Source organism: Ravibacter arvi (assembly GCF_039540405.1).
GTDB classification, from domain to species: Bacteria; Bacteroidota; Bacteroidia; order Cytophagales; family Spirosomataceae; genus Ravibacter; species Ravibacter arvi.
The window spans coordinates 62371-77926 of record NZ_BAABEY010000014.1 but is presented as its reverse complement, the minus strand read 5'-3'; the positions used below and the strand labels follow the sequence as shown (position 1 = coordinate 77926).

The following is a 15556-nucleotide window of genomic DNA, read 5'->3' as shown; positions in this document are numbered from 1 at the left end:
TCCTTTGTAAATATATCAGCCAAGATACTTTTGAATATGTCTTTTTATATTTAAAGACTGAAAATAGCTAAACTTTGGTGGTAGTGCATTCCCAATCAAAAGCGCGACAGCAGTTTTTGTAATATCTGCCGGGAACTGGTAGTCTTCGGGGAATGTCTGTAACAATGAAGCTTCACGAGCAGTAATACAACGATTTTCTTCTGGGTGTAAAAATCGACCTTTTGACGGATTTAAGCAACCACCTGTAATGGTTGAAGAATAATCGTCCCATTTCAATCGTCCATAGACATCATGAAAACCTACATTCTCCTTTTTGTGGCACTCCAAAACGTAATGTTGCGGTAAGTCTCTCCTACTTCCACCGTCTTTGGGTATTTTGGCAATCATTTCCTGAATGCGTGGAATATGATTGGCTACAATTTTATGGGCGGAATCGGTTGTCTCATTCACACTAGGTAGGCTACCTATAGCTTTTCTAACGGTAGCTTTCGGCACATCTACTTTAGCAACTTCCAAATCACCTAACAATGAACCCACCATTACCAAGCGTTTACGCCTTTGCGGAACACCATAGTCCTTCACGTCAACCACTTCTACTTTTGGGCTATAACCTAATTCTCTGAGTTCCTTTACTACCTGTCTAAACAGATAATAATTGACCAATCCAGGAACGTTTTCCATCATGATAGTTAACGGTTTCAGCTCCTTTACAAACCGCAGAAATTCCAATACAAGACTATTTCGGTCGTCTCTAACGCTTTGTCTTTTGTTGAGTCTTCGCATGGAGGAAAAGCCTTGACAGGGCGGGCAGCCAGCAAGCAGGTGCAATGGTTCATCTCCTAAAATTTCCCGAATATCATTAACATTAATATCGCGAATATTCTTCGGAAATACTTTTGAATTAGGGTGATTCAATTCATATGCTTTTACTGCGGCTGACTCTATTTCTACAGCCGCTCTTGTTTCAAATCCGGCCATGTGCATTCCTACAGTTAAACCACCCGCACCGGCAAACAAGTCTATAGAATTAAGCCGTAAAGTTTCCATCAAATCTCTTTTGAATTGAAGTTTGAAGTTCATCGGGGTAGTCAGGGGCACCGTACCCAGTAACTGCATTAACACAGTATTGTATTAACGGACTCCGAAATGGTTCGTTGAGACTCAACCTCCCCTTACCAGTGTAACCTTCAATATGTGAATAGTGAAGCGCCTGAAGTCTGACCTGATGCTCTTCTAATTTAGCAGGTTTCGGTACATCAATGGAAAAAACCGAACGAGGAAAAGCCACGTAGTCTATAAACTCCGCTTTTCCCTCCGCATCCTTTGAAGGAATACTGGTTATCAATGTTAAAGAGTCAAATGCCGATAAGTTTGTTATTGATGACGCCTTTGCTTGACGAATATAGCCGCGCTTTTGAGCGGTAAGCAATTTATCTATGAAAGATCTGCTTGTTTTAGTATTTGCAAAAAGTGGAATTAGCGTTAGAGATCCAAAATTCTTCTTCCACAATTGGCTCATATGGCAGTCGGAAGAAATCACAAGAAATTTTTCGTCATTGTTATCGCCAACTTTTGAGATGATATCACCAACGCGAACCAAATCATCATTGGGAAATTTATACAAACGATAAGACCATAACTTTCTAACCAATTCCTCAGTTACTTTTGCCGGTGCTGAACTTTCGAATGTCGTTTCCGACCAATGGGCATTCGCTAGATTATTTCTGAACTTTTCAGATAATATCTCTATGAATTCATTTATACTGATAGATCGCTCATTCTCATCTCTTTCATGACCAAACGTCCAGATGAACTCATCAAAAGACATTTCCCCAATATCTACCAATATTGAATCTAATGCTTTGACTGCATTAAATTTCAGTTCTTGTCCTAACTTGAATGAAAAGTGACTATCGAAGCGTAAGTTAACCTCAGTTAGTATTTTGGAAACAGAATCAATATCCCCTTTCTCAACCATGCGGATTCGACTCTCCATATACGGTGTAAACTTCTGTTGAGCCAAAATGCTCTCTATCTCATCTTTTTTATCTGCACCTGTATAAATACCAACAACTGAATAGGTGGATTGCAAAATATTCAGAAGATGTTCTTCGGTACCAACCGATGTTGTAGCATAGTCCCAATCAAATATTATTACTTCTGGGCTATAGATTTCTTCCCCCACATGGTTAAAATAAAAATCTGGATTTAGAAAGCCGCTAATTGTCCAGTTATTGTGATTTTTGAATATTTCAAGCAGAAGCCCTCTAAGAGGTTCCTCCGGCCAACTTTCATGTTGATGACACAAGTATTTCAAAATCGACTGGTGGAGAAGTTGTGTTTCATCGATGAAGTCAGGGTAGTCTGATGTAGGCAGAGAATCATCAATGACGCATATCTTTCTTTTCATTGTGCTTGTTCTTTTGATTTGGGGACTCCACTAAACTCAATAGTAAACTGTGCTCCTTCAAGACCACTCAACCGCTCTCTATCCGTTGTTTCATGAATATCACCTCCCATAGAATGCATATATGCCTTACATATATACAGCCCCAAGCCACTTGGAGGAATTTTCATACTGTACCCGGGTTGAAAGATATATGGTTTAATTGCACGGTCAACTCCTGTTCCTGAGTCAGAAAAAATCAACGTCCGGTGACGGTTATTAAGTTGAATTTTTATTTTTCTAGGCTTCTTTCCCGAAGCCAAAATCCAATAAATACTATTATCAAAAAGATTCCCTAAAACTTGATTTAGTGTGGAATATCTCGCATAGAGCGAAAAGTCTTCTTGTGAATCGAATTCGAACTCAATACTTTCCTGTTTCATCTTTCTATTGAATACACCATGAGCATACTTGATCGATTGGGCAATCGTAAACTCTCTACGATTTTCATTACGGATTGCTCTCAACGGACTTAGTCTCTTGAGTTCGGACTTAAGCGAATCCGAAGCATTTTTCAGGTCTTCGAGTTGAACTTTATCTGCCTGACCTGACTTAATCAACTGACTGATTCCATTATAGAAGTTAGCAGTAATTTTAGTTATTTCATGGATAGATACAGCAGCAGCTATGCCAAATCCAGCATGTTCTGCCATTCGCTCCTGAACATCTTCGATTAAATCAATGCTCTTTTTCAAATTCTTGATAGAAGAGTCTATATTAACTAATCCCCCCCTCCTTTCATCAACTGTTTCCCCTAGTTCGTGAAGGATTCTCCAAGGGTCTTCCTCAATGGGATAATTTTTTTGTATTCCATCCAAAATAACAGAATTCTGCTTGGCAATGGAACTTAAGGTTTTAGGATCTCTAATTAACCCTTTGGTAAGATCGGTATGCTCATCACGCTTAGCAATATAGCGTGTCTCAAGAATGTTCTGAATGATGGTTTCAGCAAGTTTAGCAAGATCATTATATGCCAAATTTTCTATCATTCCCTCGCGATTGGTCTTATCCACAAGGTCGATATTCTCGGATTGTTCTATTTCAATGTTTCCAATGATATTATAGTATGAGATTCGAAATCCCTGCTTTATATGACGTTTGGACAGATTCAACCAATCATTTTTAGTACCGGATTCTGCTGGGAAAATTATAATATCGTCTCGGTAAATCGATATACCTCCGTATTCGTCTAAATAAGAAATCATCTCTCGAGTCTCCGGCCCGTCAATCCAAGGTGACTTTCTGTACCAGGCATCGAGGTGGATGTAGAACCCACCGCATGCAGGGTTCCTAATTTCTCCGTTCTCATTGCGCCAATAGGGAGACGAGACTTTTAGGTCGTAATTCCTGTCCGTCCACGTCTCCTCCGAAAGCGGCACCGATTTGGGAGGAGAGAACTTTAACGTGTAATCCTCAATAACACCCTCTCCGTTAACAAGTGCTTCCAGGCTGAAATTAGGCGTGAAACTCGCGTATATTTCTTTGTCCTCCAAATCGGGTAGCTGCGGGCATTCTACAAAAGCCCGAAAAGAGGTTTTTATCCTTACGGGGTTCGGGTTAGGGGAATTTAGGCGTAGAATGGACTTATTAATATCGCGAATTTTCTTTTCATCCCACTCAAACCCTTCTCTGCCACCATAAATGATTATTTGCGTACCGGAGTTGGTTTCGCCGTAGTCGCGACTAGGTGGCTGACGCGTGAGTTCAACACCAATCGAATCCAAATCAACTATTGTATCGGAAACTTTGTCGAACGCATCCCAATTGATCTTTAGAACATATTCAAACTGGGAAGATGCGGGCTTACTCTTAATAAGAAGGTTCCGACCGAGTCGGTGTGTAGCAAAACGACCGACACCTTTTTCTCCCAATGGAATTCTACCCCTATGTTCTTTTTTTAGCTGGTCAATCAGAGCGTTGTAAGTCCCTAATTTCCCCGATGCTTCCGCTTTTCTTCTCTCTTCTTTTAGCTTCTCTTTGATGTTTGTTTTTATTGTGGAAGCAGGTCGAAGCCAACCCTTTTCAATAACTTCACGATTCATTCCGGCACCGTTGTCTTCGATTACAATAATAGGACCTTCAAACTCTGAAAATTCATACTCCTCGGGCCCCACAGATTTAATGCCTTCTACTTTTTCTATCCTAACTCTACAATAACTTGCCCCGGCATCAATGCCATTTTTAACAAGTTCAAGAATACCCACCTTTTCCGATCCGATGAGTTGCTCTCCGAGCACCTTTATAAGGTGTGCATCCGCTTTAAAGTATAATTGGATTCTTCCATCTAAGCAAAGGGCATCAAGGAAGTCCGGTACAATGCGTCGGACTGCGTTATTATAATTGTAGTATTCGGAGTTATAAAGTTTTTCCAATATTTCTCCTTTCTCGTTCTTGAAAGGTACTGGTCTAGCAAAAGGCTTATAATCTAAGATTTCGACAAAATAATAGCCGGGTTCGCGTTTGTCTTCAAAAGGAGGTTTTGTTATATGTCCATAACCGTAGAACTCTCCTCTCCCATTTTCATCAGGTTCGTAGTAAACAACTTCAGCAGGTAGTGATTCAAATTGCTTTAAGTAATTTTCTTTATCGCTTGTGGGAAAATGATAGAACTTGCCTATGAAATCATTGTATTGACCTCCTTCACGATATTGAGTCAGTATGAGGCAGTTTCTGTATTCCATATTTTACTTTTGCGCCAGTTTTAGGTCTTTGCAAACTTCTTTTAAAACTTCACCGGGATTCGCATCAATTGCCAGGGCTATCAAATAAAGTTCCCTTACCCTTAGCTGGGTAGAGGGATTAAGCGTTAGTTCGCTGATCCTAGATTTACTAATACCGGTTTTCTTGGCAATCTCCGCTTTACTCGCAGATTTTTTTGCCAAATATACTCCAAGTTCCGTCATCATCGATTTTCGATTTTCAAGACCTAAATTTAGAGTTATTTATATACAGTTTAGAAAAGCTAAACAAATATTTGCATAGAATCCAATCTATAGATACTTTAGTCAACATTTTCTAAATTATAGTTTAGAAAAATAAAATTTTAAAAATTAGTAGAACATACATTAGATCAGTCTCGGAACCCATCGCCTACACGCAACTGGAAAATTTCAACGCCATGAACAACCTATTAGGCATTATGGACCTCTAGGTTGAGCTTCTCCATAGTGCTAACAACAGACTGAACGACGAAATCTCCAAATCCAAAGAGAAACAACACATTTATCCTACACGACAACGATTTTCAAAGTCGTAAGCCAAGGGCGGGAGAGCAAGCTCTTTTATAAAGTTTTGGTTAGCGGACCAGCTTTGTGCTGCTTTGAAAGATCCTACCTGTCTACATTCAGTAAATAGGCAATTCTTCGCGGCCAAGTAGCTGCACCGTGCTATACGACAAAAACGCGGACACCCGCAGTCCGGTCGGGGCTACCTATGCCTGACATGAGTAAACAACGAAAAATATGGGGCCACCCTTTTAGCCACCCACCAAAAGCAAATCCCCTGCAAATCAACGATTTACAGGGGATTTCAGTACCCAGGGCCGGAGTCGAACCGGCACGGCCTTGCGGCCACAGGTGTTTGAGACCAGCGCGTCTACCGATTCCGCCACCTGGGCTCCTGAATGCTTGCGCATTGGGACTGCAAAAGTAGTGAGAAAAACATTCTGTGCAATTGCTGATGATTAAAAAATTAATCAAAACAGCCACTTTTGATTAAAACTCATATCACGATTAAAAAAACCGCTATCCTCACACCTCCCCAACTCACTCATACCGCAGCGCCTCTATCGGATCCAGCTTCGAAGCCTTGATCGCCGGGTACACCCCCGACAATATCCCGACAATCACGCAGACCACCATACCCAGTATCATCCAGAGCCACGGGAATACAAAGCCCGATGTCCCCTGGCTGACTACCGTCGACAACAGGTTCCCGATCACCAACCCGAGGAGAAGTCCGCCGAGACCGCCCAGCAAACAGATAATGACGGCCTCGCTCAGGAATTGAAAGCGGATCACGCGCGGGGTAGCTCCCAACGACTTCCGTATCCCGATCTCGCGCGTTCGCTCCGTTACCGAAACCATCATGATGTTCATCAAGGCAATGGAAGCTCCCAACAGGGTAATGAGCCCAATAACGAATCCCCCTATCCGGAGGTAACCCGTAATTTCTTCAAAGTTCTTTGCCAGGGCATCGGCACGCTCGATCAGGAAAGAGTCATCCTGGCCGATCTGGTCGTTCCGGATATTGCGCATCAGCCCGGCGGCTTCCGCCAGGATCGTCTCGCCCTCGAATACATCGGGCGGCGACGCCGTAATCGTGTAGGTCAGCGCACGGTTAGGGGCCAGCGCGCGACCCGTGGTAAGCGGCACCAGCAAAACCCGGTCCGGCCCGGTTCCGCCGCCCAGCTCGCCTTTCTTATCCAGCATGCCCACTACCTGGAACCGCCCCCCCAGGAATGAAATATACGAGCCGACCGGATCCGCATCGCCGAACAGGTTGCGGGCCAGCTCCTGGCCGAGCACCGCCACGTTCATGGAATTTTCGAGATCCGACTTGTTCACATTCCTCCCGGCGCCGATTTTATACCCGTTGATCGGCAGGTAATCTTCGTCCACCCCAATCACATTGATGTTCGGATTGGTCTTCTTCGACGCAAATTTCACCTCTACCGCACCGCTGACATTGGCAAACACCGACACTTTTGCATCGTATTTCTCCTTGAACTTAGCGGCAAACAGCGTGGCCTGCCGGTAGGTAATCGGCGGGTTAATCTTGGCACTGCGCCCCCGGTTCCGCGACCATGGATCAAAATTATTGACAATGGTAAAAGTATTGGACCCCAACTCGGCAAAAGTAGCATTTACCGATTTCTGGATCCCGTCCACCGCCGTCAGTATCCCCACCAGCGAGGTAATACCGATCGCAATGATCATAGCCGTCAGTACGGTCCTCAACACATTGCCCTGAATGGACCTGATCCCCTCCCGAACGTTTTCTATATGGTTCATACCTTCTGATATTTTTTGGGCGAACCGCCTTCGCCACCAATAAATTCCCTACTTTCAACGTTCATTTTAAACCTCCGGTCCTTATTTAAGGGCGACACATAAGGCATCCATAACCCAGCTTCGGATTTATGAGCGTAAAACTGCAAATGAAGCGCGAAAGAGTCAAACCGATGATCCGTCTTATTATTCCGTTTATCATTTTTTTGTCATTTTCCCAGCCGCTGTTTGCCAATCGGCTGCTGATCCCGATGGACGAGAAGCAAAGCAATCACCTGAAGTCTTACGGGATAGCCTACTGGATCCTTAAAGACTACGGCGTGGAAATCGATTGGCTGCTCAACTATCGCGGCGGCAGCTTTATGGTGCCTTTCCAGCAGGCCTTCGCCCGTGAAATGACCGTGAGAGGAGTTTCGTTCGAAGTGATCTCCGAAGCCGATGCCGCCGGTATCCTGGGCGAAGTAACCGCACCCGATGTCAATATGGACGCAGTAAAACTGCAGAAACCACCCCGGATAGCCGTCTACACGCCCAAAACCAAGCAACCCTGGGACGACGCCGTCACCCTGGTGATGACCTACGCCGAAATCCCGTACGACAAAATTTTCGACGACGAGGTACTGGAAGACAAGCTCCCCGAATACGACTGGCTGCACCTCCACCATGAAGATTTTACCGGCCAGTTCGGGAAATTCATACACTTCAAGGACTTCCCCTGGTACCGGGAGCAGAAAAGGGTGGCCGAAGAGATCGCCGCCAAGCATGGTTTTTCAAAGGTCTCGCAGCTAAAGCTCGCCGTGGTTAAAAAAATAGCGGAATTTGTTTCCGGAGGCGGCTATATGTTTGCGATGTGCAACGCCACCGACACCTTCGATGTCTCCCTGGCCGCCGAAGGCCTCGATATCGTGGAAAGCGTGTACGACGGCGACCCCGCCGACCAATCGGCCAACCAGAAGCTCAACTACAAATCCACCCTCGCCTTTACCGATTTCCAGGTCGTTATCCCGGCTTACGAGATAGAATTCTCCAATATTGACAACCAGCCCGAAGAAAGAGGCCTTCACGAAAACAATGACTTCTTTACCCTGTTCCAGTTTTCGGCCAAATGGGACCCCATTCCGACCATGCTCACCCAGAACCATACCACGCTGATCAAAGGGTTCCTCGGCCAGACTACCGCCTTTAAAAGCCGCTATATCAAACCTGAGGTGGTAATTCTTGCCGAAAACAAGGCGGTTTCAGAAGCCCGGTACATTCACAGCACCTTTGGACGCGGCTTTTTTACCTTCTACGGCGGGCACGACCCGGAGGATTACCAGCACAAAGTGGGTGAAGAACCAACCGACCTTAACCTGCATCCGAATTCGGCAGGTTACCGGCTTATTCTGAACAATATACTTTTCCCGGCAGCCAAGAAAAAGAAACTCAAAACCTGACCTGGAAAGGCAGGTCAGGGAAAACCCCGGTCAGCTCAGCAAATCCAGTATTTTTTCGCCGTTTAGCGTGGTGTAGTCCGGCACGTAAAGCTGGCAGGGCGGCAATTCTGCCGGCTGATGCGAAGTGAGAATGCCGACCACTTTTGCCCCTGTGCCGGTGGCCGCCGTTATCCCCGAAAACGAATCTTCAAAAACAACGCAGCAATCGGGGCTTACCCCCAGGTTGGAAGCGGATTTAAGGTATACTTCCGGATCAGGCTTGTGGTAAATTACGTCTTCGCTTGCCAGCATGGACTCGAACAGGCCGGTGATGCCAAGCGCTTTGAGGATCATGTCCAGGTTGGCAAACGGCGCCGAAGTAGCAACTCCCAGCTTGAATCCGCATGCTTTCAGGTCATAGAAGAAATCGATAAGACCCGGCAGAGGCGTCACTTTATCGCGGTAAATCTCCCTGAAAAGCCCTTCCTTTTCTTCTTCAAGCGCTTTCAGCTCGTCACCTTTGATGGTACGCTTCAGAAAATGCGAAAGGATATAGCTGTTGCTTTTTCCAAACATATGCTCGGCAAACTCTGCATCGGTAGGAATGAAGCCTCTCCTCGAAAAGAAGATTCTGAACGCTTCGGAATGGTACGGATTGGTGTGACAAATGACACCATCCATATCGAAAATAGCGGCGATTTTAATTGACATGGCACAAATTTACCTATTTTGAGGACGAATCAGCAAACTTGCAGATGACTATAAAAGTCGCCACACTTTTTCTCGTATTTCTACCCGCACTTCTGTCCGCTCAATGTTTGCCCAAAAAGGTATTCTGGGACATGCTGGACCGAAATATGTTTCCCGTGTCGGACGCACGGCTCCTCCCCTATCTCCAGGGTGTCAAAAGCCAGCTGACCGATTGCGGTTTCCGGAACGACTCCCTCCATGCCAGGGCCAACCGCGTGATCGGCGAAACCTATCTGAAGCTCCACAGCCCGGATTCCGCCAGAGCGTACCTGCTGGAGGCCATCCGGATCAACCGGTTGCCGGGCAATAAAAGCGCGGTGCCCCACAATATAAGGAATTACCTCAGCCTGGCTTCGGCCGAGAAAATGCGCGGGAAGCCCGACGCAGCCCGTATCGCCCTGAACAACTGCCTCGTGCTGGCGCAAAAAACAGAGAAAATGCCCCCTGAGGCAGTAAACGCCTACTACCTCCTCGGGGAAATCGAATACGAAGCCCGGCGTTTTTCGGAATGCCTGACAGAAACAGGTACCGGCGAAATTGTTGCACACAACGCCGGCGATGTCCCGGTGCTGGTAAAACTTTACCTGCTCCAGGCCCGTGCTTATTTTGCCCTGAATGACCCCAACAATTCTACCCTGGCAGCCGACAAGGCGCACCGGCTTTGCCTGACCCTGCCGGCCCCCGAAACCAGGAGCCGGCTTCTGAACGAAATAGCAGAGCTGCTGAAACAGCAAAACCGCATTCCGGAAGCAAAAGACAGCTACCTGATGTCCATCGCTTTCATCGGAAACCAGCCTGTCAATTCCGACCTGCCCGCCAATACCTACTGCAAACTGGGCAGGCTCATGCTTTCCCAACCTGAGCCCGACTACACCAAAGCCCGGTTTTATTTCCGGAAAGCATTGGAAACCAGTGTGCTCTATACCCGAAAAGCCGAAGCCGCCCAGCTGCTCGCCGACGCCTGTTCTGCGGCCGGAAACCGTCAGCAGGCACTCCATTTTTACCAGATTGCTATTGAAAGTCTCGTGACGGAATTTTGCCCGAAAAACGTGACCGACAACCCTGGTCTCATCCAGACCAGGACTATCGCAGAAAAATTACAGCTCTATTCCGCAGTGGTGGGCAAAGCGAATGTCTGGCTGGATTCGATCCGGACCACCGCCGAAAAACCCGGGCTGAGAAGCGACCTTACTGACAAGGCGCTACAAACCTACTTGCTTGCCGACAGCCTCGCAAGTCTCATCGCCTGGCACAACGAAAGCCGCCTGATCAGCCTGGCCTGGGAACAAACCACCCGTGAGCACTACCAGAATGCGCTGGAAACCTGTTATCTGGGCAAGCGCAACGATCAGGCCCTGCATTTTATAGAGAAGTACAGGGCGCTTTTACTGAAAGACAAGCTCGGCCTGCCGGAAAAACTTTCTGGTGAGGGCGGTATAGTCCCGTCGCATTACAGGCAGCTCAACCAGGAAATCAAACAATACCGTACCCTGGTTCAGACCGCGGACCAATATGAAGATCACCAGGCATTCAGCAAAAAGCTTCGGCAGCTGATCGACACGCGTAGCCGCCTGGCCAGGGAGCTGGTACTGGAATCACCCTATTATGCCGCACAGCTCAACGACAGCGATATCCCGGATCTGGCGGTGCTGCGGAAAGAAGTCATCGCCCCCCTCGGGCCGACAGGAGCCTACCTGGCGTATTTCGAAGGCCCCAAAAATTCATTCGGGCTCCTGGTAACCGGCCATACGCTAAGCCTCCGAAAGTTTTCTACGGCTCATTTCCAGAAATTGGCATCAGAATACGCCGACCTGCTGGCTCGACCCGGCACCATGGCTTCCGGCCGGTTTCTGAAGGTATCCGGGGCCCTTTACCGGCTGATGGTGGCGCCCTTTGCCATTTCACCCTTAAACAGGCTGATCGTTTCACCAGCCGGCGCATTGCTCCCTTTGGAAGCTCTGAGCCGGTCAGAAACCAGCCCGGACTTCCTGGTCCGGACGCACGCCTTCAGTTATACCTACTCGGCTGCACAACTATATGTTGCGTCTCGGCCCAAAGGCCCCTTTCCGTTTCACCGGAATTTCCTGGGCATGAGCCCGGAACTATTCAGTTATAACAACGGCAACAAGCGTGTAGTGAACGTTTCGGAGACGCTCAAGGCCCTGGGAAGCAAATTCTTCCTTCCCACCGTGTATACCGGTTCGGGGGCTACCGCCGACAAATTTTTAAAAGAGGCGCCCGGCTTTAAAGTGGTGCAATTGTTTGCCCGGTACGGCTTTGAAGGACCGGAACCCACCATTGCCTTCTCCGACTCCGCGCTCCCGCTATCGGCCCTCCGGGATACTAAATTCAGGACGCAGCTCCTTGTTTTACCGGAAGCGCCCGAACAAAACGGAGAATACCCGCAACCGGACGCGGCCTTCGGCATCAGCCGTGAGCTGACTGCGTTTGGAGTCGCCTCGGTAATCACCACGCTCTGGAAAGGAAACCGTGACCTCAGTCTCGCCCGGCTGGAAGCATTCTACCAGCATGTGCTGGAGGGCCGCCCGCTTGACATGGCTTTGCGGCAAACCAAAGCGGAATGGCTGCAAAAGCACCCGCAAACGCCGCCCGGCGAATGGGCCGGCATGGTCCTGACGGGCAATGCGGCACGTGTGAGCACCGACAAGGAGGTTTACCTCGGCCTTGCGGCCGGGATAGTGCTCTTTCTGATTACCCTTTATACCACTTTCGTGGTGCAGAAAAAAAGGCGTCGACGCCCCTCGGAAGACACTCAGGAATCCTGAAGCGCCTTGTCAATAACCGCGTAAGTTTCGGGAGTATCCCAATCTGCCGCACCGATCATCTGCGTAAGAACACGCCCTTTGTGAATGATATAGCTCCGTGGAATGGCGTTTCCGTCCAGGACGGGCGGATACATGTTCTGGTAAATATAGAAGGGCAGCTGGTAGTCTTTGCGCGCTACGAAAGGATTGATCGTTTCAGCGTCTTCATCGGAAACGATATAGAACCGCACCTTATCGTTCGATTTGTACCGCTCGTAAAGCTTCTGAATCCCGGGCATTTCCATCACACAGGGGCCGCACCAGGTTGCCCACACGTTGAGAAAAATAACTTTGTCTTTTTCCATATCAACCGGCTTTCCGGTGAGATCGGTCAAACCTGTCAGGTAGGGTTCCGAACTCACCTGCTGCGCGGCCGGCGCTTCCGCCTGCGGCTCCGTTACCGGGTCGCTGCCCTCTCCTCCAAAAGTAAAATAGAGCACTATAGCCGCAAACGCCGCCAGCACCACCACCGTTACAATACCTGATTTGCTTTTCATTCAATTATACTATTTGGGTATCAAGATTTCCGAATATGGCTAAACAACAAAATTAAGCCGATTATTTTCAAAAAACATTACATTTACCGGATATTCATCAGAAACCGGAATGGCTTTTAAAGGGTATATACTCATGACGCCGAGGCTGCATGTGGAAGGGATGGCGCTCTTTCCGTTTATCCTCGTCAAGACCAGCAACCCGGGCAAAGTACTCGTCAACCACGAGCAGATTCACCTTCGCCAGCAGCTCGAACTCGGCGTTCTGCCCTTCTATCTCCTCTATTTCCTGGAATACCTGGTCAGGCTCGCTCTCTACGGCAGCCACCTGAAAGCCTACTTTAATATCTCGTTCGAACGCGAAGCGTATCACAATCAAAGCAACCTTTCGTACCTCGGTACACGCAAATGGTTTGCCTTCGTCCGCTACATTTTGAGTGAAGCGCCGCGATAGTCCTCCGTCGTTGCGCCAAAAACAAACCGCCCGTCCTTTCTTTTTGTCAGGATCTGCGACAGTATGTATGCCCGCCGGCGGTGGAAAGCTGTCGCGGTCACGGCCCTTCTGACAATCTGGCAGGACAATTCTTTATCCAGCACGCTGGTATGGGCTTTTTAGTTAAAACGACCATATCACTAATGATTAACAACGATCAATATAAAACGAATCATAACAGCACAATGGGAAAAATCATCGGCATTGACTTAGGAACCACCAATTCTTGCGTCGCGGTCATTGAAGGAAATGAGCCTATCGTTATACCTAATAGCGAGGGAGCGCGTACCACCCCTTCTGTGGTCGCTTTTATGGACAATGGAAATGGTGAAAGAAAAGTTGGGGCACCGGCAAAACGCCAGGCGATTACCAACCCACAGAATACGATAAGCTCGATCAAACGTTTCATGGGAAAACGGTTTGACGAAGTAGGTAACGAAATCAAAACCGCGGCATACCAGGTCGAGAAAGGCCCGAACAATACCGTTCGGGTAAAAATCGGTGACCGTCAATATACCCCACAGGAAATCTCTGCTTTCATTCTTCAAAAAATGAAACAAACCGCGGAAGACTACCTGGGACAGGAAGTAAAAGAGGCGGTAATTACAGTTCCGGCTTACTTCAATGACGCAGAACGCCAGGCTACCAAAGAAGCCGGCCAGATTGCCGGTCTCGAAGTAAAAAGGATCATCAACGAGCCGACGGCCGCAGCGCTGGCTTACGGTCTTGACAAGCTTCATAAAGATGTCAAAGTAGCGGTATTTGACCTTGGGGGCGGTACCTTCGATATCTCCATCCTCGAATTGGGCGACGGTGTATTTGAAGTAAAATCTACAGATGGTGATACGCACCTTGGCGGGGACGACTTTGACCAGGTGATCATCGACTGGCTTGCCGACGAATTCAAAAAAGACGAGGGCGTAGACCTGCGTCATGACCCGATGGCACTCCAGCGTCTGAAAGAAGCTGCTGAAAAAGCGAAAGTCGAGCTTTCCAGCTCTTCACAGACCGAAATCAACCTGCCTTATATCTTCCCGGTGAACGGCATTCCGAAACACCTGGTAAGGACCATCTCACGCGCCAAATTTGAGCAATTGGCAGACAGCCTTTTCCAGCGCATGATGGAGCCGGTAAAAAAAGCTTTGAAAAACTCCGGTTTTTCGGCCAGCCAGATCGACGACGTTATCCTGGTAGGAGGTTCTACAAGGATCCCGAAGGTTCAGGAAGAAGTGGAAAAATTCTTCGGTAAGAAACCTTCCAAAAGCGTTAACCCTGATGAGGCAGTAGCTTTGGGCGCGGCCATCCAGGGCGGGGTTTTCACCGGTGAGGTGAAAGATGTGCTGCTTCTCGACGTAATTCCGCTGTCTTTGGGTATCGAAACCATGGGCGGTGTGTTTACCAAACTGATCGAGTCCAACACTACTATCCCCAGCAAAAAGACAGAGACTTTCTCTACGGCGGCCGACAACCAGCCTTCCGTGGAAATCCATATCCTACAGGGAGAAAGACCGACGGCTTCCAATAACAGGACCCTTGGCAAATTCCACCTGGATGGTATCCCGAGCGCTCCGAGAGGGGTTCCCCAGATCGAAGTGACCTTTGACGTCGACGCAAACGGTATTTTGCACGTTTCTGCGAAAGACAAAGGTACCGGCAAGGAACAAAAAATCAGGATTGAAGCTTCCAGCGGTTTGACCGAAGATGAAATCAAACGCATGCGCGACGAAGCGAAAGCCAACGAGGAAGCTGATAAGCTCGAGAAAGAGAAAATCGAGAAAGTAAATGCTGCCGACACGACCATCTTCTCAACCGAAAAACAGTTGAAAGAATATGGGGACAAGCTTTCTGAAGGCAATAAGTCCAACATTGAAAGCGCTTTGACAGAGCTGAAAGCTGCCCACCAGGCAAAAGACCTGGCCGGGATCGACGCTGGTCTCGCGAAGCTGAACGCTGCCTGGGAAGCCGCTTCCCAGGAGCTGTACGCAGCCACTCAGAATGCTGAAGGCGCTCAGAACAGCCAGAACGCCGGTGGCAACCCCGGAACTCCGCCTGACAACGACGGCGAAGTAACCGACGTCAATTTTGAAGAAGTAAAATAATACCGGGCCCGCCCGGACAAAAAAA

General features: G+C 47.9%; 11 protein-coding genes and 1 tRNA gene. 4 read left to right on the top strand and 8 right to left on the bottom strand.

Annotated features, from left to right (window positions below):
• Positions 1 to 15: 15 nt before the first annotated feature.
• From ABD852_RS07110 to ABD852_RS07085, 6 genes are all read right to left on the bottom strand, one after another.
• Positions 16 to 1047 (bottom strand): DNA cytosine methyltransferase, encoded by a 1032-nt coding sequence (locus ABD852_RS07110; protein WP_345027537.1) that lies wholly within the window; start codon positions 1045 to 1047, stop codon positions 16 to 18.
• Positions 1028 to 2410 carry a hypothetical protein gene (locus ABD852_RS07105; protein ID WP_345027536.1) on the bottom strand — a complete coding sequence of 461 codons (1383 nt, stop codon included), beginning with the start codon at positions 2408 to 2410 and terminating at the stop codon, positions 1028 to 1030. Before ABD852_RS07105 ends, ABD852_RS07110 begins: the two co-directional genes overlap by 20 nt.
• Positions 2407 to 5127, bottom strand: a complete 2721-nt coding sequence (locus tag ABD852_RS07100; protein ID WP_345027535.1) for an ATP-binding protein — start codon at positions 5125 to 5127, stop codon at positions 2407 to 2409. The genes ABD852_RS07105 and ABD852_RS07100 overlap by 4 nt, the downstream gene beginning before the upstream one ends.
• Positions 5128 to 5130: 3 nt before the next feature.
• A complete protein-coding gene (locus ABD852_RS07095) occupies positions 5131 to 5352 on the bottom strand; it encodes a helix-turn-helix domain-containing protein (protein ID WP_345027533.1) in 222 nt (73 codons plus the stop codon).
• Between the two features lie 626 nt (positions 5353 to 5978).
• Positions 5979 to 6062, bottom strand: a tRNA-Leu gene (locus ABD852_RS07090).
• Positions 6063 to 6210: 148 nt separating this feature from the next.
• Positions 6211 to 7458, bottom strand: a complete 1248-nt coding sequence (locus ABD852_RS07085; RefSeq protein WP_345027532.1) for an ABC transporter permease — start codon at positions 7456 to 7458, stop codon at positions 6211 to 6213.
• Between the two features lie 170 nt (positions 7459 to 7628).
• On the opposite strand from ABD852_RS07085, the gene ABD852_RS07080 reads away from it, so the two are divergent.
• Complete coding sequence (locus ABD852_RS07080; protein ID WP_345027581.1) at positions 7629 to 8891, top strand: asparagine synthetase B; 1263 nt, start codon at positions 7629 to 7631, stop codon at positions 8889 to 8891.
• A 30-nt stretch (positions 8892 to 8921) separates the two neighbouring features.
• On the opposite strand, the gene ABD852_RS07075 is transcribed toward ABD852_RS07080, so the two are convergent.
• Positions 8922 to 9581 carry an HAD family hydrolase gene (locus ABD852_RS07075; protein ID WP_345027531.1) on the bottom strand — a complete coding sequence of 220 codons (660 nt, stop codon included), beginning with the start codon at positions 9579 to 9581 and terminating at the stop codon, positions 8922 to 8924.
• A 44-nt stretch (positions 9582 to 9625) separates the two neighbouring features.
• On the opposite strand from ABD852_RS07075, the gene ABD852_RS07070 reads away from it, so the two are divergent.
• Entirely contained in the window at positions 9626 to 12406 is a 2781-nt protein-coding gene (locus tag ABD852_RS07070) for a CHAT domain-containing protein (protein ID WP_345027530.1), read from the top strand.
• On the opposite strand, the gene ABD852_RS07065 is transcribed toward ABD852_RS07070, so the two are convergent.
• Positions 12394 to 12942: a TlpA family protein disulfide reductase gene (locus ABD852_RS07065; RefSeq protein ID WP_345027529.1), complete on the bottom strand. Its 549-nt coding sequence runs from the start codon at positions 12940 to 12942 to the stop codon at positions 12394 to 12396. The two genes, ABD852_RS07070 and ABD852_RS07065, sit on opposite strands and share 13 nt — an antisense overlap.
• A 109-nt stretch (positions 12943 to 13051) precedes the next feature.
• On the opposite strand from ABD852_RS07065, the gene ABD852_RS07060 reads away from it, so the two are divergent.
• Together ABD852_RS07060 and dnaK are read left to right on the top strand one after the other, a co-directional pair.
• Positions 13052 to 13393 carry a hypothetical protein gene (locus tag ABD852_RS07060; RefSeq protein ID WP_345027528.1) on the top strand — a complete coding sequence of 114 codons (342 nt, stop codon included), beginning with the start codon at positions 13052 to 13054 and terminating at the stop codon, positions 13391 to 13393.
• A 224-nt stretch (positions 13394 to 13617) separates the two neighbouring features.
• Positions 13618 to 15531, top strand: coding sequence for a molecular chaperone DnaK (dnaK, locus tag ABD852_RS07055; RefSeq protein WP_345027527.1), 1914 nt, complete (start codon positions 13618 to 13620; stop codon positions 15529 to 15531).
• The last annotated feature ends 25 nt before the right edge of the window (positions 15532 to 15556 follow it).